The following is a 19214-nucleotide window of genomic DNA, read 5'->3' on the forward strand; positions in this document are numbered from 1 at the left end:
CTGATTCCCTCTCGGTTTCCAAGGGTGAACGTGTTCTAGTTTTGTTCAGAGTACCGTATCGAGCGTCACATTCTTCCGAGCGCTGAGGCGTCGGCAGCCGCGAGATCGAGGAGCTCACCCTTCCATGACAGCACCGCAGACCTACCAGCCGCTCGGCGATCGGAAGGTCGGTGCCAAGTTCTTCACGGCCGATTACCGTGTGCGCACCGGCGACATCGACCAGGACATGCGGGTGCGGCTCGACGGGCTGGCCCGGTATCTGCAGGACGTCGCGAACGACAACATCGCGGTCCTGCCCTTCGCGAAGACCGATCCGTTCTGGATCATCCGGCGCACCGTGATCGACGTCCTGGAGCCGATCACGTGGCCGTCGGACTTCAGCGTGGAACGCTGGTGCGGCTCGCTCTCGACCCGGTGGACCAACATGCGGGTCCGGATCAACGCCACCGCCGAGACCAACGAGTTCAATCCGGAGCCGCGGCCGAACGGCGTCGTCGAGACCGAGGCCTTCTGGATCAACATGAACGCCGACGGCATGCCGTCGCGGATCAGCGATCTCGCCATGGAGACGCTGCTGCCGATGACCGACGAGCACCGCCTGCGCTGGAAGGCGATGAACCCGGGCAAGGCTCCGGCCCCCGAGGAGCTGGACCTCCCCGACCGCGAGCACGTCTTGCGGATCACCGACTTCGACCCGTTCAAACACCTCAACAACGCCGCCTACTTCGAGGCCGTCGAAGACGAGCTGGTGGATCACGCCGACCTGCTCGCGGGTCCGCACCGCGCGATCATCGAGTACCTGCGTCCCATCAAGCCCGGGACCCGCGTCATGGTCCGACGGCAACGGCTCGACGACGTCCTGCTGATGTGGATCATGACCCCAGACGACGACGGCGCACTCGAGGTGGCGGCATCGGTGTCGGTGGCACGGATCCCGGCCTGACCAGCCGGTCCTAGACCGACGCTAGTTGGCCCCGCTGAGGATCAACTCCATCAGCTTGATCGGTGCGGCGCACGCATCCCCCTGCGGGGCGCTCTCGCGTTCCACCCACCAGGTGAAGATGCCGCCCGACTGCGACTTCGCGGTCACTCCGCACACGGCGGGCCGCTTCGGGTCCCGCTGGGTGAAGCCCGACTGACTGCGCACCTGAATGTTCTCGGTGGTGAAGCCGAGATGCTTCGCGGTCTCCTTCTCCAGGTTGTAGTCGCCCCATTCGAACCAGTTGAAGGTCACGTCGATCGTTCCCGGCTGGATGGTCCACCGGCAGTTGGCGCCGAAGAAGTTGGGTGCGGCGGTCGTGCCGCCCACGGTGCGGGCGATGGTCGACGCCGGGAGCACCTCGCATTCGGCGAGCAGTTTGTCGAACTTGCTGGTGTCGACGTGGCCGGTGTCCGAGCCGACCGCGCGCCCCTCCCGAACGGCCTGGCCGTCCACGGTGCAGGAGGCGAGCGTCCACGCGGCGACCGCCGCGATCATCGCGGCTCCGATCCGGGTCCTGATCGTGGTCATGACGGTGCTCCGTTCACGACCTTCTCGGTGATCCGCTTCGCGGAGTCGCAGAGTCGGTCCACCGGGATCGTCGCACCCTGGCCGGGAGCGATCGGCGACGCGAGGGAGATCTCGATGAAGTCGGCGTCCCACGCGATGCCGGTCTCGCAGATGCCGGCCGAGTGCGCGATGAACCCGGGCTTCCCCGCGACCGAGTAGTCCTGGGACCGGTCGCGCTGCAGCTGTTCGGTTCCGCGTTCGCGACCGATCGGCGAACCGCGGTACCAGTTGAACGAGACCGACCCGTTGCGTTCGGCACCGGCCCGCCACTCGCAGGTGGAGGTGTTGTCGATGACGAGCTGCAGCCCCGGCATGCCCGACATCTCGATGACGCCGTCGGTGGTGAGGCCGCCGCACCGGTCGAACTGAGGTCCCGTACCGGCCTTCGGCGTCTCGGTGGCTGCGGAGTCGCCGCCGTCGTCGGACGACGAGCATCCGACCAGCAGTCCCGCGGCCAGCGCGGCGAGCGCGATCACCATCGCTCCGGAACGGAACTGGTCCAGTTGCCGACGTTCGCGCTTGGTCGGTCGGCCCGCACCCCGGTCACGACGCGGGATGCTGGCGATCACCTCGCGCGACGGCGGCGGCGGACTGTGGTCGATGAAGCACTCGGCCGCGGCGGGTGCCGAGACGCGTTTGTTGATGAGCTTGACCACCTCGACGATGCGTTCGCGGCCACCGACGCGCAGGCTCACCCGATCGCCGACGGCGAGCGTCGCCGCGGGTTTGGCGGTCGCGTCGTTGAGCCGCACGTGACCGGCCCGGCACGCCGCACCGGCCGCCGATCGTGTCTTGGTCAGTCGGATCGACCAGATCCAACTGTCGATGCGGGTCGCCATCACTCCCCTTTCACGCCCTGTCCTTCGCACCGCTGCCGACTGAACGCCACGTCGGTCAGGAGTCCCCACCCAGACTAGTGACTGCCACTGATACTGCAGCCGAACGGCGACGACACGCCCGGCACACGTCATTCGATCGGTCGCAAACGGCAGTCCGGTCACCGACAGGAGGACGGCAGGAACCGGCGCGAACGCGCCCGGACCGGTGCCCGATCGCTGAAAGTACCTGGTCCGGGATTCGACTGACAGTTTTGGTTACGCTACCGTAATCGTCGTCGCAGACCGCAACCCCAGGAGATTCACCACTATGGCAGCTGTCATCCTCTACGGCACCGAAACCGGCACCGGCGAGCTCGTGGCCGACGCGATCGCAGACGTGCTTGCGGCTGACTACGACCCGTCGATCTACGACATGGCCGAGTACGCCGCCGAGGACCTGGACACCGACGACTTCCTGGTCGTCGTCTGCTCCACCTACGGCGAGGGCGAGCTGCCGTCGAGCGCGCTTCCCTTCGCAGACGAGCTCGACGAGGAGAAGCCCGATCTGACCGGCCTCCGCTTCGCCGTCTTCGGCATGGGCGACTCCGTGTACGACGACACGTACAACCGCGGTGGCGAGATCATGGCCGAGAAGCTCACCGGACTCGGTGCGACCCAGGTCGGCGAGCACTTCCGGCACGACGCCTCGTCGGCGATCAAGCCCGCGAAGGCCGCCGAGGAGTGGGCGCAGGCGCTGCCCGCCCTGATCGATCAGGCCTGACCCCCAGAACCACGAAGAGATCCCGGTCGCCGACACTGTCGGACGGCCGGGATCTCTCGTTGCGGTGTCGGGGACGGCGGTCTCAGGACGGCGGGCCCATCGGAACCGGTTCCTCGCGGATCCGGGCCGTCGCGTTGGCGGGGTTGGCCGCCTCCTGTGCCAGTCGGACCACCGCGGTGCCCGCGATGATCCCGACGACCACCAGCGTCACCGCCGAGGGCGCGCCGACGTAGACGTTCTCGCCGAGCAGGGCGATGCCCAGCACCATGGCGACGGCGGGCTCCATCACGTTCATCGCCGGGAACGAGGTCTGCAGGTCGCCTGCGCCGAACCCTCGCTGCTGCGCGACGATCGCGAGGATCACCACGACCACCAGCAGGTACACCTCGAAGTGCCCGAACACCGACATCGGGTCGTCGAGCACGCGCAGCGCCACCGCTTTGATCAGCAGCGCCGACACTCCGAACAGCGCGCCGGCCGCGATGCCGTAACTGAGAGCACGGAAGTGCGCGCTCCGGCAGCGTTCGGCGTTCACGACGATCGCGACCAGACCGACGACCAGGGTGCCGACGGTGATCGCCATGACCAGCATGTTGGGCCGACGATCGGTCGAGACCGGTCGGGCGAGGATCAGGAAGCCGGCCACGCACGCCACCAGGACCAGCCCCCACATCCATTCGTTGCGGCGGAGGCGTCGTTTGTCGATCCACGCCTCCAACGGCAACGCGAAGAGGACCGCCAGCACCACCAGCGGCTGCACCACCAGAATCGAACCGAGTCCCAGTGCCGACGCCTGCAGCAGGAATCCGCTGAGCGCGATCATCGCGCCCAGGCTCCACCCGGCGGTGATCGCACCGCTGGCCGCCGACGCCCGCTGCCGCAGGACGGTTCCGACGGCAATCAGGACGGCGGCGCCAATCGCCAGCAGTATCGGAGCCCAGGTATGCATCACTGATCAGATTAGTGGTTGACGGCCCCTTCCCGTCCCCCTACGGGCGCTGATCGATCAACGTGTGACGCGCAGCTCAGTGGTGACGGGCGTCGGATTCGCCGTCAGGTCCTGCACCGGGCAGTGCTGTTCGACGACCTCCTGCAGGCGGCGGTAGTCGTCGTCGGAGGCGGGTCCGCTGATCTCGACGGCGACTCGAACCGCAGTGAATCCGGGACGGACATCGGCGTCAAGCCCGAAGAAGCCGCGCACGTCCAGGTCGCCTTCGGCGGAGAGCTTGAGGTCGTCGACGACGATGCCGAGCCGTTCCGCCCAGAACCGGTAGGTCACCACCTGGCAGGAGAGCAGTGCGGCGAGGTAGTACTCGACCGGGTTGGCTGCGGTGTCGTTGCCGCCGAGGGTCGGGGGTTCGTCGACGGAGACGCGGAACGAGCGAAGGGCGATCTCGCTCGACACGCCCTCGCCGGCGACGGCCGATGCGCTGAAGACCACCTCGGCGTTGCTCGCCTTGGCGGCGACCGCGTCGGCCGTGGCGGAGGCGATCGCGTTGAACTTGCCGTCGGTGTCCGGGATGCTGATGAGCTCTGTTGTCGTCATGGCAACGACGGTAAGGACGCCGCCGGGTCCCGACCAGGATTGTGAGCGGAGTGAATCTAACCTTGTACGGCGATGTCGCGCGCCTGGCCTGAATTGTCAGACCCCCGATCTACCGTGGGTGCATGACCTATCGCAGGGACCTGGAACGGATGACCACCTTGTCGTCGCGGGACATCGGTGACGCCTGCCGCGGCGATCGACTCCCGGCACTCATCAACCTGTGCGTCGACGAACTCCTGGAGCTGACGGAGCTGGCCGACGAGGCGTTGGCCGCCGACCGGATCGAGGAGTATCTGATGTACACCCAGGAGGTGTCCGCGTGGCGCGACACCGCGCAGCTGCTGCGGTTGATGTCGGCCGACGGTTCGCTGCACGCTCCCGGACGGAGTGGCGCGGCATGACCTCCGACGCCCCGAAGCGGCTGTTGATCCTGATGCGGCACGGCAAGTCCGCCTACCCGGACGGTGTGTACGACCACGATCGACCGCTGAACGACCGCGGCATGAAGCAGGCGGCCTTGGCCGGGGAGTGGATGGCGGCCGACGGGCTGACGGTCGACGTCGCCCTGTGCTCCACCGCCACCCGAACCCGAATGACACTGGAGCAGACGGGGATCGATGCGCCCGTGGAGTACGTGGGCGATCTGTACGGCGGCACTCCCGCCGAGATCTTCGAGACGGTGCGGCTGTACGCACCGGCCGACGCGTCCACGGTGCTGGTGGTCGGGCACTTTCCGGGAATGCCCGAGACCGCGCTGTCCTTGGACCCCGCGGGCGAGATCGACAGCTTCCCGACGTCGGCGTACGCGGTGGTGGCGGTGTCCGTTCCGTGGGACCGGCTGGGCCTCGACGTCGATGGTGACGCTCACCTCACTGCGTTCCGGGTCCCCCGGTGAGGTCCGGGCCGGACAGGTAACGTCACGCGCATGACAGTCCCCGACCCGAGCGAACCCGCCGCGACGTACGCGGTGATCCCCGAACCGACCGAAGCCGACTTGGTCTTCCTGCGACGGTGCGTCACGCTCGCGCGTGAGGCGCTCGACGGCGGCGACGAGCCCTTCGGTTCGTTGATCGTCGACGCGGCGGGCGACGTCCGGTTCGCGGACCGCAACCGGGTCAGCGGCGGCGACCACACCCGTCACCCGGAGTTCGCGATCGCCCGCTGGGCGGCCAAGAACCTGACCGAGGAGCAGCGCGCGGCCGCGGTCGTCTACACCTCCGGGGAGCACTGCCCGATGTGTTCGGCCGCCCACGCGTGGGTCGGCCTGGGTCGGATCGTCTACGCGGCCAGCGCCGCCCAGTACTCCCACTGGCGTGCGACGTGGGGACTCCCCGAGGGACCGGTCGCCGCGCTGGCGATCAACGACGTCGCACCCGGCATCCCCGTCTCGGGGCCTGCGCCGGAGCTCGCCGAGGAGCTTCGGGAACTGCACGCCCGCTCGGCCGGCGTCAGACTCTGACCGGCAGCACCACCGTTCAGGGGTCGAGCAGTTCCAGCCTGACCGCCATCAACCGGATCGGTCGGTCGACCTCGAAGGCGTCGAGCAGTGCCGATGCGACCGAGATGATCGACGCGAACTCGGTCGACGGCTCGGACATCTTCCGCGTCTTGGTGCGGGTGAAGAAGGTCGCGGTCCGGACGGTGAGCCCCACCCGGAAGGGCATGCGTCCTTCCGCGACGACCTGATCGAGGACTTCTCGGGTGAGGGCGTGGACGGCGGCGAGCAGGTCGTCGTAGTCGGTCAGGTCCGTGTCGAAGGTCTTCGCTTTGGAATGCGATTTCGCGATCGACGGCTCCGACGAGATCCCGTCGTCTCCCCCGCCGCGACTGAGCACGTACAGCCACGTGCCCTGGTGCGGCCCGAACATCGCGATCAGCTCGTCGCGGTCGGTCGCGACGAGCTGCGCAACGGTGTCGATGCCGGCGGCCGCGAGCTTGGCCGCGGTCCGCGAGCCGACGCTCCACAGGTCGCGGCAGGGCCGCGAGTCCATCAGCGCGGACCAGTTGGTCTCGTCGAGGACGAAGATCCGCGCCTCGTCCGTCGCGCCGGGCTCGCGGATCGCGTGCTTCGCGAAGCCCGTCGCGGCCTTGGCTCGCTGCTTGTTGTCGGAGACGCCGACGCAGCAGGCCAGTCCAGTCTCCGCCAAGACGGTTCGACGAATGGTCTGCGCCACCTCGACGATCTCGTCGAGCGTGTGCGCCGACGGACCGGTGCGGTCATCGATTCCCCGTCCGTCGATTCCCCGTTCGTCTATCCCCCGGTCGTCTATCCCGAGGTAGGCCTCGTCCCATCCCCACACCTCGATCGCGTCGCCGAATCGGCGCAGCACGTCCATCACCGTCGTCGACGCGGCTTCGTACGCCGCCATGTCGAGGGGCAGGAAGACGGCGTCGGGCGCCTTCTTCCCCGCCACGCGCATCGGCATCCCGGCGCGCACCCCGCGGTCGCGGGCCTCGTACGACGCGCAGGTCACCACCTGTCTCGCCCGTGTCGGATCGCCGTCACCGCCGACGATCACCGCGCGACCGACGAGATCGCGGCGACGTCGCCGTTCCACTGAGACCTGGAACTGGTCGAGGTCCACGTGGAGGAGCCACCGGTAGCGCGTCGCCTCACCCATGAGGTCGATGCTATTGCCGATGCATCGACAACGACGGCCTATCGATTCGGCAACGACGCCCGTTTCGGTTTCACTTTCGTCACCCCCGCCCCATAGTGTCGGTCGTATGGGAGGAATCGCCACATCACGACGACATTCTGTTCAAACACTCCTCGCGGCCCTGTTCGCAGCGGCGTGCGCTGTGACGCTCGCGCCGAGTCCCGCAGCGCATGCGGCGCCTCGGGTCACCGCCGCACAGGCGCTGAGCCCCACCGTCTCGATGATCTCGGTGTACTCCCCGTCCATGCGGCGCACGGTCCGCAGCCATGTGCTGCATCCCGCGGGCAGTCCCGCGGGCCTCCCGGTGTTCTACATGCTTCCCGGTGCGGGCGGCGCCGAGGACGGCATCTCGTGGTTCAACAACACGCGGGTCCGCCAGTTCTTCGCGAACAAGCGCGTCAATGTCGTCCTGCCGATCGGCGGCCGGTTCTCGATGATGACCGACTGGCAGCACGACGACCCCGCCCTCGGCCGTAACAAGTGGCAGACGTTCTTCACCCGGGAGTTGCCCGCCGCGGTCGACAAGCAGTTCCGCACCAGCGGCGTGAACGCGATCTCCGGCGTCTCGATGTCCGCGGGCCCGGCGCTCGACCTGGCGACGCAGGTGCCGCGCCTGTATCGCGCCGTCGCGTCGTACAGCGGCTGCCCCGGCACCACCGATCCGCTCGGCACGCTCGCCGCCACCGCAGTCACGGCGCGCGGCGGCGGCAACGTCGTCAACATGTGGGGCCCGCCCGGAAGCCCGGCCTGGTTCCGTCACGATCCCGTCGTCAACGCGAACAAGCTGCGCGGCAAGGCGATCTATCTGTCCGCCGGGTCCGGCATCGCCGGCCCGGTCGACGGCGGTCTCCTCCAGAACGGCAGCGGCCTGGTCGGCGGCAACGTCATCGAAGCCGTCGCCCTGCAGTGCACCACCACCATGTCGAACCGGCTGAACGCCCTGCGCATCCCCCACCGCTTCGTCCACCGCCCCGACGGCGTCCACACCTGGGGCCTCTTCTACGCCGACCTGCGCAACTCCTGGCCGATGATCGCCCGCGCCATCGGCGCCTGAGTACCCGCACCACTTCCGGTGGTATCGCACCACTTCCGGGCGAGTCGCACCGGTTGTGTTTCCCGCACTCGGTCGCGACCGAGTGCGGGAGCTGGAAGTGGTGCGAGAGTCAGTAGAGACCGGCCCGGCGGAGATGCGGGATGACGCGGTCGGCGACGCCATGAGACGTGAGGACCGGCCAATCCCACCGCACCAGGTCGAAGCCCATGTCCTTCAGAGCGTTCTCCCGGTTCTTCTCCCGGATCACCGCCTGCGCGATGGTCTCTCCGGGACGGCGATTGTTCAGGTACTTGCCCTCACCGTCGAATTCGCCGATCACCAGCCCGTCCCACTCGAAGTCGCTGTAATAGAGGACACCCTCCACCTCGACTTCGCGCTGTAGAACCGCCGCGGGGAGGCCGTTCTGGATCATCTGCGCGCGACTCCAAGACTCACCCGGGTTCGCAGCCCCTCCGTCGGCGTGACGCAGGGCCTGACGCACGCGGACGGAACCGCGGCGTCGTCGTCCGTCGATGGCGGCTTCGAGGCTCTCGTGCGTCGCTCCGAGTCGCAGCGCTGAGTCGAAGACGGCGAGGGCGCCGGCGAAGTCGGAGACCAGTGCGACGTCGACCGCCGTGCGTTCCAGGCTCGTCACGGCCACGCCGTCGACCACCACGACGTCGTCCATGTCCAGGCCGCAGTGGATGTGGCGGGTGGCGCGCACCTTGCCACTCGAGCCTCTCGTGACACCGACGTGGATCCGCCGCAGGTCGGGATTCAGCATGGCGAGTCCGAGGATCGCCGCCGCCGACTGGTGGGTCAGAACAGCACCCTCCGCGGCCTCGCACAGGCATCGACGCCGATAGATCTCCTGTTCACGCTTCCACCGGACCTCGGGTAGACCGGCCGCCGGCACATAGCGCCCTCTGGCTGCGATGACGATCTCGCCGGATCGCACCGCGTTCTTGATGTCCGCGTCGGTCGAACCGGTGTCGAGCGCTTCGCTGCGGACGATGACGCCGTTCTCGTTGACTTTCAGCATGGTCGCCATACAAGTCGGACTCAGCATTATTGGCCAGTGCGGTATCCACAGGCTCCGGCAGTCCTATCCACAGCCCTCTTTTTTGCGCACCACTTCCACCTCCCGCACTCGGTCGCGACCGAGTGCGGGAACCACAACCGGTGCGACTCGACCCGAAGTGGTGCGACTCGACCACAACTGGTGCGATACGACGACGGCCCCGCCTCCCAGAGGGAGACGGGGCCGTGCGTGAGCTCAGGTCAGCGGAAGTCGCTGCCGAAACCGTAGTCGTCCAGCGGAACGGCGGCACCGCTCGGGGCGCCGAAGGCGCCGTCCGGGCTGTAGTAGGTGTCGTCGTAGGTCGGCAGAGCGTAGGCGGCTGCGCGAGCCTCCTCGGTCGGCTGAACCTCGATGTTGCGGTAGCGGTTGATACCGGTACCGGCCGGGATCAGCTTACCGATGATCACGTTCTCCTTGAGGCCGACGAGCTTGTCGCTGCGGCTGTTGATGGCCGCATCGGTCAGCACGCGAGTGGTCTCCTGGAACGACGCCGCCGACAGCCACGAATCGGTGGCCAGCGAGGCCTTCGTGATGCCCATGAGGACCGGACGGCCGGCAGCCGGCTCCCCGCCCTCGGCGACGACGGCACGGTTGGCCGCCTCGAACTCGGCGCGCTCGGTGAGCGAGCCGGGCAGGAACTCGGTGGCGCCGGAGTCGATGATCGTCACGCGACGCAGCATCTGGCGGACGATGGTCTCGACGTGCTTGTCGTGGATTGACACACCCTGGCTCCGGTACACCTCCTGGACCTCGTTGACCAGGTGGATCTGCACCTGGCGCGGGCCCATGACGCGCAGCACCTCGTGCGGATCGGCAGCACCCTCGAGGAGCTGCTCACCGACCTCCACGTGGTCACCGTCGGCCAGCAGACGCTCGCTGCCGTCCTCCTGCTTGAAGGCGCGCAGACGCTGACGCTTCGACAGCTTGTCGTACACGACTTCGTCGCTGCCGTCGTCCGGGATGATCGTGATCTTGTAGAAACGATCGTCGTCTTCCATGCGGATGCGACCGGACACCTCGGCGATCGGAGCCTTGCCCTTCGGCACGCGGGCCTCGAACAGCTCCGTGACACGCGGCAGACCGCCGGTGATGTCGTCACCGACACCACCCTGGTGGAACGTACGCATCGTCAGCTGGGTGCCGGGCTCACCGATCGACTGTGCGGCGATGATGCCCACGGCCTCGCCGATGTCGACGAGCTTGCCGGTGGCCATCGAGCGGCCGTAGCAGTAGGCGCAGACGCCGGTGCCGGTGCCACAGGTGAGGACCGAGCGGACCTTGACGTCGGTGATGCCTGCGGCGAGCAGCGCCTCGATGGCGGGGTCACCCAGGTCGGTGCCGCGGGCGATGACGACGTTGCCGTCGGCATCGATCGCGTCGGACGCCAGGGTGCGGGCGTACGCCGAGGTCTCGACGTGCGCGTCGCGGATGATGCTGCCGTCGGCCTGCTTCTCGCCGAGCGGAACCAGGATGCCGCGCTCGGTGCCACAGTCCGTCTCACGGACGATGACGTCCTGCGAGACGTCCACCAGACGACGCGTCAGGTAACCCGAGTCGGCGGTACGGAGAGCCGTGTCCGCCAGACCCTTGCGGGCGCCGTGCGTGTTGATGAAGTACTCGGCGACGGTCAGGCCCTCGCGGAACGAGGACTTGATCGGACGCGGGATGAACTCGCCCTTCGGGTTCGTCACCAGACCCTTCATGCCCGACAGGTTGCGGACCTGGGTCATATTGCCCGTCGCACCCGACTTCGGGATCATCGTGATCGGGTTGTCGTCCGGGTAGTAGTCCTCGAGCGCCTTACCGACCTCTTCGGTGGCCTGCTTCCAGATCTCGACGAGGGCGTCGCGACGCTCGTCCTTGGTGAGGCCACCGCGCTGGAACTTGCGCTCCAGACCGTCGGCCCGCTCCTCGTAACGCTCCAGGATCTCGGCCTTGGCCGGCGGAACCAGAACGTCCGACATCGAGACGGTGACACCCGAACGCGTGGCCCAGTAGAAGCCCACGTCCTTCAGCTTGTCGACGGTCTGTGCGACGACGATCATCGGGTAGCGCTCGGCGAGATCGTTGATGATCACGGCCTGGCGCTTCTTCGGCATCTGCTCGTCGACGAACGGGTAGTCCCGCGGGAGCAGCTCGTTGAACATGACCCGACCCAGGGTGGTGAAGGTCTCCCACGCCTGGCCGCGGGTCCAGCCCTCGGGGAACTGCTCGGCCTCGATGTCGGCGGGCGGACGCTGCTGCGTCAGCCGAACCTTGATGCGCGACTGGATGGTCAGCGCACCGCGGTCGACGGCCATGATGGCCTCGGCCGGGTTCGCGTACACGCCGCGCTCGACGTCGTCGGCGGTGGCCGGGGTGTACTCGCCCGTCAGACCCTCCTTCTGGGTCGTCAGGTAGTACAGACCGGTCACCATGTCCAGACGCGGCATGGCGAGCGGGCGGCCCGACGCCGGCGACAGGATGTTGTTCGAGGACAGCATCAGGATGCGGGCCTCGGCCTGCGCCTCCGCGCTCAGCGGAAGGTGCACGGCCATCTGGTCACCGTCGAAGTCGGCGTTGAACGCTTCACAGACCAGCGGGTGCAGCTGGATGGCCTTGCCCTCCACCAGCTGCGGCTCGAAGGCCTGGATGCCGAGGCGGTGCAGCGTCGGAGCACGGTTCAGCATGACCGGGTGCTCGGCGATGACCTCTTCGAGGACGTCCCACACGGCGGGGCGCTGACGCTCCACCATGCGCTTGGCCGACTTGATGTTCTGAGCCTGGTTGAGATCCACCAGACGCTTCATCACGAACGGCTTGAACAACTCCAGGGCCATCAGCTTCGGCAGACCGCACTGGTGCAGCTTCAACTGCGGGCCGACCACGATGACCGAACGGCCCGAGTAGTCGACGCGCTTGCCGAGCAGGTTCTGACGGAAACGACCCTGCTTGCCCTTGAGCAGATCGCTCAGCGACTTCAGCGGGCGGTTGCCCGGTCCGGTGACCGGACGGCCGCGACGACCGTTGTCGAACAGGGCGTCGACCGACTCCTGCAGCATCCGCTTCTCGTTGTTGACGATGATCTCGGGGGCGCCGAGGTCGATCAGTCGCTTGAGGCGGTTGTTGCGGTTGATGACGCGACGGTAGAGGTCGTTGAGGTCCGACGTGGCGAAGCGGCCACCGTCGAGCTGCACCATCGGACGCAGCTCCGGCGGGATCACCGGCACGGCGTCGAGCACCATGGCCTGCGGCGAGTTGCCGGACTGCTGGAACGCCGCGACGACCTTGAGTCGCTTCAGCGCACGCAGCTTCTTCTGACCCTTGCCGGTGCGGATGGTCTCGCGCAGCGACTCGGCCTCGGCTTCGATGTCGAATGTCTCCAGGAGACGCTTGATGGCCTCGGCACCCATCGAGCCGGTGAAGTACTCGCCGAAGCGGTCCTCGAGCTCGCGGTACAGGCGCTCGTCGATGATCAGGTCGCCGGTCGTCAGCTTGACGAACTTGTCCCAGATCTCGTCGAGGGCCTCGACCTCACGGTTCGCGTGGTCGCGCATGCGCTTGAGCTCACGCTCGGCGGCGTCGCGGACCTTGCGCTTGGCGTCGGCCTTGGCACCCTCGGCCTCCAGCTCGGCCAGGTCGGCCTCGAGCTTCTGCTGACGCTCGGCCAGAGCGGCCTCCACGTCGTCGAGGATCGCCTTGCGCTCCACACCGATCTCGGCCTCGCGGGTCGAGAGCTCGGCGTGACGCAGCTCGTCGTCGACGGCGGTGATCACGTAGGCGGCGAAGTAGATGATCTTCTCGAGATCCTTCGGCGCCAGGTCGAGCAGGTAGCCCAGCCGGCTCGGCACACCCTTGAAGTACCAGATGTGCGTGACCGGGGCGGCCAGCTCGATGTGGCCCATGCGCTCGCGGCGCACCTTGGCCTTGGTCACCTCGACGCCGCAGCGCTCACAGATGATGCCCTTGAAGCGCACGCGCTTGTACTTGCCGCAGTAGCACTCCCAGTCGCGAGTCGGTCCGAAGATCTTCTCGCAGAACAGGCCGTCCTTCTCGGGCTTCAGGGTGCGGTAGTTGATGGTCTCCGGCTTCTTGACCTCACCGTACGACCAGTTGTGGATGTCGTCGGCCGTCGCAAGGCCGATCTTCAGTTCGTCGAAAAAGTTGACGTCGAGCACTAGTTGCCTTTCAGTGTCTCTTGAAGTCAGGTGAGTGTCAGTTGGCAAGGTCGTCGACGGTCGCCGACTCGTTGCGCGAGAGGTTGATGCCGAGGTTGGCAGCAGCCCGCTCGAGGTCCTCGTCGTCGGTGTCGCTCATCTCGATCGCAGTGCCCTCGCTGGAGAGGACCTCCACGTTCAGGCACAGCGACTGGAGCTCCTTGAGGAGCACCTTGAACGACTCCGGGATGCCCGGCTCGGGGATGTTCTCGCCCTTGACGATGGCCTCGTAGACCTTCACGCGCCCGACGACGTCGTCGGACTTGATCGTCAACAGTTCCTGCAGGGTGTAGGCGGCGCCGTACGCCTGCATCGCCCAGCACTCCATCTCACCGAAGCGCTGGCCACCGAACTGGGCCTTACCGCCGAGCGGCTGCTGGGTGATCATCGAGTACGGACCGGTGGAACGAGCGTGGATCTTGTCGTCCACCAGGTGGTGCAGCTTGATGATGTACATGTAGCCGACCGCGACCGGGTACGGGAAGGGCTCGCCGGAGCGACCGTCGAACAGGGTCGCCTTGCCGTCCGCGCCGACCATGACGTCGCCGTCACGGTTCGGGAGGGTGGAGCCGAGCAGACCCGCGAGCTCGTCGTCCTTGGCACCGTCGAACACCGGGGTGGCGGTGTTCGTGTTCGGAGCCGCGGAGTGCATCTCCTCGGGCAGGCGCTTGGCCCACTCCTCCTCGAGCTTCTCCGTGTCGATGTTCCAACCGGCCTTCGACACCCAACCGAGGTGGGTCTCGAGGATCTGACCGATGTTCATACGACGCGGGACGCCGTGGGTGTTCAGGATGATGTCGACCGGGGTGCCGTCCGGCAGGAAGGGCATGTCCTCCTGCGGCAGGATCTTGCCGATGACGCCCTTGTTGCCGTGGCGGCCGGCGAGCTTGTCGCCGTCCTGGATCTTGCGCTTCTGGGCGACGTAGACGCGGACGAGCTCGTTGACACCGGGCGCCAGGTCGTCGTCCTCGTCACGGCTGAACGTGCGGACGCCGATGACCTTGCCGGTCTCGCCGTGCGGAACCTTCAGCGAGGTGTCGCGCACCTCGCGCGCCTTCTCACCGAAGATCGCGCGGAGCAGACGCTCCTCCGGGGTCAGCTCGGTCTCGCCCTTCGGGGTGACCTTGCCGACCAGGACGTCGCCGTCGCGGACCTCGGCGCCGATGCGGACGATGCCGCGCTCGTCGAGATCGGCGAGCACCTCGTCGGAGACGTTCGGGATGTCCCGCGTGATCTCCTCGGCACCCAGCTTGGTGTCGCGGGCGTCGATCTCGTGCTCCTCGATGTGGATCGAGGTGAGGGTGTCCTCTTCGACGAGGCGCTGCGACAGGATGATCGCGTCCTCGTAGTTGTGGCCCTCCCACGGCATGATCGCCACGAGCAGGTTCTTGCCGAGCGCCATCTCACCGTGATCGGTGCAGGGGCCGTCGGCCAGGACCTGACCGGCCTCGACACGCTGACCCTCGTCGACGATCGGGACCTGGTTGGCGCAGGTGCCGTGGTTGGAGCGCTCGAACTTGCGCAGGCGGAAGCTGTCGCGGGTGCCGTCGTCGGCCATGATCGTGATGAAGTCGGCCGAGACCTCCTCCACCACACCGGTCTTGCCGGTGACGATGACGTCGCCGGCGTCGACGGCGGCGCGCAGCTCCATACCGGTGCCGACCAGCGGCGACTCGCTACGGACCAGCGGCACGGCCTGACGCTGCATGTTGGCGCCCATGAGGGCACGGTTGGCGTCGTCGTGCTCCAGGAACGGAATCATCGCGGTGGCGACGGAGACCATCTGGCGCGGCGAGACGTCCAGGTACTGGACGGACTTGGCGGGGACGAACTCCACCTCGGCGCCCTTGATGCGGACCAGGACGCGCTCGTCGGTGATGTTGCCGTCGGCGTCGTAGTTCGTGTTCGCCTGGCCGATGAGGTAGCGATCCTCCTCGTCGGCGGTCATGTAGACGATCTCGTCGGTCAGCACACCGTCGTCGACGCGGCGGTACGGCGTCTCGATGAAGCCGAACGGGTTCACGCGGGCGTACACCGACAGCGAACCGATGAGGCCGATGTTCGGGCCCTCAGGGGTCTCGATCGGGCACATGCGGCCGTAGTGCGACGGGTGGACGTCACGGACCTCCAGGCCGGCGCGCTCGCGCGACAGACCGCCCGGGCCCAGTGCCGAGAGGCGACGCTTGTGCGTCAGACCCGACAGCGGGTTGTTCTGGTCCATGAACTGCGACAGCTGGCTGGTTCCGAAGAACTCCTTGATCGCGGCCACGACGGGGCGGATGTTGATCAGGGTCTGCGGGGTGATGGCCTCGGCGTCCTGGGTGGTCATGCGCTCACGCACCACGCGCTCCATGCGCGAGAGACCGACACGGATCTGGTTCTGGATCAGCTCGCCGACCGTGCGGAGGCGACGGTTGCCGAAGTGGTCGATGTCGTCGACCTCGACCGGGACCTCGACGCCGTCCGGAACGGTCATCATGGTGGTCTGGTTCGGGTCGGCCTCGTGCAGGCGCACCAGGTACTCGACCGTCGCGATGATGTCCTCGGTCGTCAGGGTCGACGCGCCGAACATCGGGTTCGCGGTGAGGCCGAGCTTCTTGTTGATCTTGTAGCGACCGACGCGAGCCAGATCGTAGCGCTTCTCCTTGAAGAACAGGTTCTCCAGCAGGCTCTCCGCGGACTCCTTGGTCGGCGGCTCGCCCGGACGCAGCTTGCGGTAGACCTCGAGGAGGGCCTCGTCCTGGTTGGTGGTCGAGTCCTTCTCCAGGGTCGACATCATGATCTCGGAGAAACCGAAGCGCTCGGCGATGTCCTCGTTGGTCATGCCGAGGGCCTTGAGCAGGATCGTGACCGGCTGACGACGCTTGCGGTCGATGCGGACGCCGACGGTGTCGCGCTTGTCGACGTCGAACTCCAGCCAGGCGCCGCGGCCCGGGATCACCTTGACCGAGTGCAGCGTCTTCTCGGTGGTCTTGTCGATCGAGGAATCGAAGTAGACGCCGGGGCTGCGGACCAGCTGGCTCACCACGACACGCTCGGTGCCGTTGATGACGAAGCTGCCCTTGTCGGTCATGATCGGGAAGTCGCCCATGAACACCGTCTGCGACTTGATCTCGCCGGTGTTGTTATTGATGAACTCCGCGGTGACGAACAACGGCGCCGCGTAGGTCATGTCCTTATCCTTGCACTCCTCGATGGAGGCCTTGACCTCGTCGAAGTGCGGATCGGAGAAGGAAAGCGACATGGAGGACGAGAAGTCCTCGATGGGCGACAGTTCGCGGAGGACTTCCTCAAGTCCGCCGACCGGGTTCTCCTCACCCCGCGCGATCGCCTTTGCGCGCCACTCGGGCGTACCGACGAGCCATTCGAACGAATCCAACTGCAGATCGAGCAGGCCCGGGACCTCGAGCGGCTCGTCGATCTTGGCAAAGGAAGCGCGATGTGGAGCGCCCGGGATGATTCCCGATGTGGTTGAGGTGGACTGGCGGTCGAGTGCCAAGATGCGTCCTTCCAACACGAAGTTTCTCGGTGCGTGGCCATGTGGCCTGCGGTGGTCGTGCAACCTGCACAAACATCACACCCGAGAGCCCTCCCGAAACGGGACGGCTGGAAGGATGATCGATCAGCGGACAGGAGGCAGCCAGCGCAACGTCCAACTGTATCAGATTATTTCAGGGTTGTGTACACCCCGGCGGAAGAAGATTTGCTGAAGGCTGCCTACCTCGCAGAATCGACTTGTCACAGCGTGCCGCGCGGAGGCCGGTACGTCAAGCGAAACGCGCCGAATCCAGGAGAAAGTCCTGGTGACGGGTCCCGATCAGAACCCGCCGATCGAGTTGATCCGCCACTTCCCGTCTTCCCGCTTCACGTCGTAGCGGATGTGCGGGAGGCTCTGCTTGATGTTGCCCTGGCTGGTCTCGCTGACGATGAGCGTCCCGATGACCGACGCGTGGTCGCCCTGGAGGCTCTCCACGCCCATCTGATCCACCTGGCACTCCGACGAGGACTGCGCCTGCTTGATGATCTCCGTGGTGACCTTCAGATTGTCCTCGAACTGCTTCAGCGCTTCACCGGTGAAATGGTCGCGCGTCGAGTCGATCCAGCGGTCGACGGTCTTGTAGTCGTACTGGAACGGGGCGCACGCCGCACTCCTGGTCTGACTGAGGACCTGGTCGGTCTCCGACTGGTCGATGAAAGCGCGGTTGTCCGAGACCTCCGCACCGGGGTGCAGGGCCAGCACTGTGGCGATCACGCCGAGGACGACGGCGATGGCGCCGACGATCGCGGCGGTGCGCAGCGTGGCCTCGGTACCGCGCGGCGGCTTGCCCTCGGCCGCGCGCGAGCGCTCCGCCTTCTCGCGGACCTCACGTGCGGCGGCAGCGCGGCGTTTGCGCTCCACTCCGGAAACGGCGCCGGTCGACGAGGTCGCCTCGTCGGCGGCCCCGCTCGCGACGACGTCGGCGTCCGACGCCGCGGTGTCGACCGTCTCCTCGAGAGCCTTCGAGACGGTCACGCGAGCGCTGCTGCGGCCGGCGACCTTCGGTGTCCGCTTCGACGGCGAGGACGTGGGCTTGATCGGGCGTTTCGCGGCCATCAGTTACCACCCTTCTGCGTCGGGTCGGTCGGAGCCGGCGCGGTGCCGGAGCCCGCATCCGAGAACTCGATCTCGTTCAACGCGACCACCTTGTTCACCTTGCGCGTGCCGTCGATGTCGACGACGGTCAGGGCGAAGCCCACCTGGTCGCTCGCCGGCCTACTGCCGCCGTCGGTCGCCGTGACGTTGGCGAAGACCAGCACCACGGCGCTGTTGCTCTCGGTGTCCAGCGACATCACCGCGCTCCGCGCGATCTTCGAATCGATCCGGCCGGGCTTGCTGCCCGCAGCCTGGCTGTTCTCGATCGCCGCCTTCAACTCGCTGATGTTCGCCTGCTTCAGTGCATCGCCGGTCAGCGACGACTTCAGCCGGTTCTCCCAACTCTTGAGGTCGGAAGGGTCGATGGCGGTGATGTTCAGAGCCGCCTGCTGCGCCACGTCGATCGACTGGTCGCGCAACTCGGTCCGCGCGGAGTCGGACGTGTAAGCCCGCGCACCGGTGTAGCCGAAGTAGCCGATGCACACGATCGCGGCGATGAGCGCGGCGACCGCGGCGGCCAACGCCATCGATGCGAACGGCGATCGCGCCGACGCCTCGTCGGTGTCCACGCGGACCGGCTTCTTCTGCTTCTTCGCCGCCGCGTCGTCGTCCGACGATTCCTCGTCGGAGGATTCCTCGTCGGAGGATTCCTCGGCGTCGACGTCAGCATCCGCGTCGGTCTCGTCGGCGTCCGTGTCGTCGTCCTCCGCGGACTCGGCCTCGTCGGTACTCGGTTCGTCGACCGATCCCGCGTCGGAGGCGTCATCCGAGGTGTCGGACGCGTCGGCGTCGCTCTTCTCCAGACTCACGGTCGGGGTCTGGGCCTGCGCCGTCGACTCGTCGTCGACCGTCTCAGCGACGTCGGCCGGATCCACCTCCGGATTACTGCTGTCATCGTGTGTCATCGAGCGCAACCT

16 protein-coding genes are annotated in these 19214 nt (G+C 67.1%); 6 read left to right on the forward strand and 10 right to left on the reverse strand.

All coding sequences use genetic code 11. From position 1 onward, the window contains the following. Positions 1-124 precede the first annotated feature (124 nt). On the forward strand, positions 125-943 hold the full coding sequence (locus ACH46_RS16430; RefSeq protein ID WP_062393872.1) for an acyl-[acyl-carrier-protein] thioesterase: 819 nt from the start codon (positions 125-127) through the stop codon (positions 941-943). A gap of 21 nt (positions 944-964) precedes the next feature. Here the strand turns inward: ACH46_RS16430 and ACH46_RS16435 are convergent, their stop codons facing one another. Together ACH46_RS16435 and ACH46_RS16440 are read right to left on the reverse strand one after the other, a co-directional pair. Beyond that, positions 965-1510, reverse strand: a complete 546-nt coding sequence (locus tag ACH46_RS16435) for a DUF3558 domain-containing protein (protein ID WP_062393873.1) — start codon at positions 1508-1510, stop codon at positions 965-967. Next, a complete protein-coding gene (locus ACH46_RS16440; protein ID WP_193392914.1) occupies positions 1507-2388 on the reverse strand; it encodes a DUF3558 family protein in 882 nt (293 codons plus the stop codon). Before ACH46_RS16440 ends, ACH46_RS16435 begins: the two co-directional genes overlap by 4 nt. Before the next feature lie 307 nt (positions 2389-2695). Here ACH46_RS16440 and ACH46_RS16445 point away from each other — a divergent pair, with 307 nt between their 5' ends. Continuing rightward, complete coding sequence (locus ACH46_RS16445; RefSeq protein WP_062393875.1) at positions 2696-3148, forward strand: flavodoxin domain-containing protein; 453 nt, start codon at positions 2696-2698, stop codon at positions 3146-3148. 82 nt (positions 3149-3230) lie between these two features. Here the strand turns inward: ACH46_RS16445 and ACH46_RS16450 are convergent, their stop codons facing one another. Continuing rightward, complete coding sequence (locus ACH46_RS16450; RefSeq protein ID WP_062393876.1) at positions 3231-4097, reverse strand: DMT family transporter; 867 nt, start codon at positions 4095-4097, stop codon at positions 3231-3233. A gap of 57 nt (positions 4098-4154) precedes the next feature. Then, positions 4155-4694, reverse strand: a complete 540-nt coding sequence (locus ACH46_RS16455; RefSeq protein ID WP_062393877.1) for an OsmC family protein — start codon at positions 4692-4694, stop codon at positions 4155-4157. Positions 4695-4816: 122 nt separating this feature from the next. Between ACH46_RS16455 and ACH46_RS16460 the strand changes: the two genes are divergently transcribed. From ACH46_RS16460 to ACH46_RS16470, 3 genes are read left to right on the forward strand one after another with little or no spacing between them, the layout of a single operon-like run. After that, positions 4817-5095 carry a hypothetical protein gene (locus tag ACH46_RS16460; RefSeq protein WP_226995649.1) on the forward strand — a complete coding sequence of 93 codons (279 nt, stop codon included), beginning with the start codon at positions 4817-4819 and terminating at the stop codon, positions 5093-5095. Next, positions 5092-5589 (forward strand): SixA phosphatase family protein, encoded by a 498-nt coding sequence (locus tag ACH46_RS16465; RefSeq protein WP_062393878.1) that lies wholly within the window; start codon positions 5092-5094, stop codon positions 5587-5589. Before ACH46_RS16460 ends, ACH46_RS16465 begins: the two co-directional genes overlap by 4 nt. A gap of 30 nt (positions 5590-5619) precedes the next feature. Then, positions 5620-6153 carry a nucleoside deaminase gene (locus ACH46_RS16470; RefSeq protein WP_062393879.1) on the forward strand — a complete coding sequence of 178 codons (534 nt, stop codon included), beginning with the start codon at positions 5620-5622 and terminating at the stop codon, positions 6151-6153. A 16-nt stretch (positions 6154-6169) separates the two neighbouring features. On the opposite strand, the gene ACH46_RS16475 is transcribed toward ACH46_RS16470, so the two are convergent. Then, positions 6170-7315, reverse strand: coding sequence for a DNA polymerase IV (locus tag ACH46_RS16475; RefSeq protein WP_062393880.1), 1146 nt, complete (start codon positions 7313-7315; stop codon positions 6170-6172). A gap of 106 nt (positions 7316-7421) precedes the next feature. Here ACH46_RS16475 and ACH46_RS16480 point away from each other — a divergent pair, with 106 nt between their 5' ends. Further along, the gene (locus tag ACH46_RS16480; RefSeq protein WP_062393881.1) at positions 7422-8408 is read left to right on the forward strand and encodes an alpha/beta hydrolase; all 987 of its coding nucleotides are present in this window, start codon (positions 7422-7424) and stop codon (positions 8406-8408) included. A 109-nt stretch (positions 8409-8517) separates the two neighbouring features. Here ACH46_RS16480 and ACH46_RS16485 read toward each other — a convergent pair whose 3' ends face one another. From ACH46_RS16485 to ACH46_RS21340, 5 genes are all read right to left on the reverse strand, one after another. Continuing rightward, positions 8518-9429, reverse strand: a complete 912-nt coding sequence (locus tag ACH46_RS16485; protein WP_062395550.1) for a hypothetical protein — start codon at positions 9427-9429, stop codon at positions 8518-8520. Positions 9430-9668: 239 nt separating this feature from the next. Then, positions 9669-13625 carry a DNA-directed RNA polymerase subunit beta' gene (locus ACH46_RS16490; protein ID WP_062393882.1) on the reverse strand — a complete coding sequence of 1319 codons (3957 nt, stop codon included), beginning with the start codon at positions 13623-13625 and terminating at the stop codon, positions 9669-9671. Between the two features lie 37 nt (positions 13626-13662). Further along, complete coding sequence (gene rpoB / locus ACH46_RS16495) at positions 13663-17163, reverse strand: DNA-directed RNA polymerase subunit beta (protein ID WP_062395552.1); 3501 nt, start codon at positions 17161-17163, stop codon at positions 13663-13665. Positions 17164-17481: 318 nt separating this feature from the next. Then, positions 17482-18258 (reverse strand): hypothetical protein, encoded by a 777-nt coding sequence (locus ACH46_RS16500; RefSeq protein ID WP_062393883.1) that lies wholly within the window; start codon positions 18256-18258, stop codon positions 17482-17484. Continuing rightward, a complete protein-coding gene (locus ACH46_RS21340; protein WP_157851080.1) occupies positions 18258-19202 on the reverse strand; it encodes a hypothetical protein in 945 nt (314 codons plus the stop codon). The genes ACH46_RS16500 and ACH46_RS21340 overlap by 1 nt, the downstream gene beginning before the upstream one ends. Positions 19203-19214 lie beyond the last annotated feature (12 nt).

The organism is Gordonia phthalatica (assembly GCF_001305675.1).
Classification (GTDB): domain Bacteria; phylum Actinomycetota; class Actinomycetes; order Mycobacteriales; family Mycobacteriaceae; genus Gordonia; species Gordonia phthalatica.

Excerpts from the sequence above, each read along its gene's own strand:
- ACH46_RS16450 (WP_062393876.1), bottom strand. The coding sequence starts at position 4,097 with ATGCATACCTGGGCTCCGATACTGCTGGCGATTGGCGCCGCCGTCCTG.
- ACH46_RS16485 (WP_062395550.1), bottom strand. The coding sequence starts at position 9,429 with ATGCTGAAAGTCAACGAGAACGGCGTCATCGTCCGCAGCGAAGCGCTC.
- ACH46_RS16430 (WP_062393872.1), top strand. The coding sequence starts at position 125 with ATGACAGCACCGCAGACCTACCAGCCGCTCGGCGATCGGAAGGTCGGT.
- ACH46_RS16445 (WP_062393875.1), top strand. The coding sequence starts at position 2,696 with ATGGCAGCTGTCATCCTCTACGGCACCGAAACCGGCACCGGCGAGCTC.
- ACH46_RS21340 (WP_157851080.1), bottom strand. The coding sequence starts at position 19,202 with ATGACACACGATGACAGCAGTAATCCGGAGGTGGATCCGGCCGACGTC.
- ACH46_RS16470 (WP_062393879.1), top strand. The coding sequence starts at position 5,620 with ATGACAGTCCCCGACCCGAGCGAACCCGCCGCGACGTACGCGGTGATC.
- ACH46_RS16500 (WP_062393883.1), bottom strand. The coding sequence starts at position 18,258 with ATGGCCGCGAAACGCCCGATCAAGCCCACGTCCTCGCCGTCGAAGCGG.
- ACH46_RS16440 (WP_193392914.1), bottom strand. The coding sequence starts at position 2,388 with ATGGCGACCCGCATCGACAGTTGGATCTGGTCGATCCGACTGACCAAG.
- ACH46_RS16475 (WP_062393880.1), bottom strand. The coding sequence starts at position 7,315 with ATGGGTGAGGCGACGCGCTACCGGTGGCTCCTCCACGTGGACCTCGAC.
- ACH46_RS16435 (WP_062393873.1), bottom strand. The coding sequence starts at position 1,510 with ATGACCACGATCAGGACCCGGATCGGAGCCGCGATGATCGCGGCGGTC.
- ACH46_RS16460 (WP_226995649.1), top strand. The coding sequence starts at position 4,817 with ATGACCTATCGCAGGGACCTGGAACGGATGACCACCTTGTCGTCGCGG.
- ACH46_RS16465 (WP_062393878.1), top strand. The coding sequence starts at position 5,092 with ATGACCTCCGACGCCCCGAAGCGGCTGTTGATCCTGATGCGGCACGGC.
- ACH46_RS16480 (WP_062393881.1), top strand. The coding sequence starts at position 7,422 with ATGGGAGGAATCGCCACATCACGACGACATTCTGTTCAAACACTCCTC.
- ACH46_RS16455 (WP_062393877.1), bottom strand. The coding sequence starts at position 4,694 with ATGACGACAACAGAGCTCATCAGCATCCCGGACACCGACGGCAAGTTC.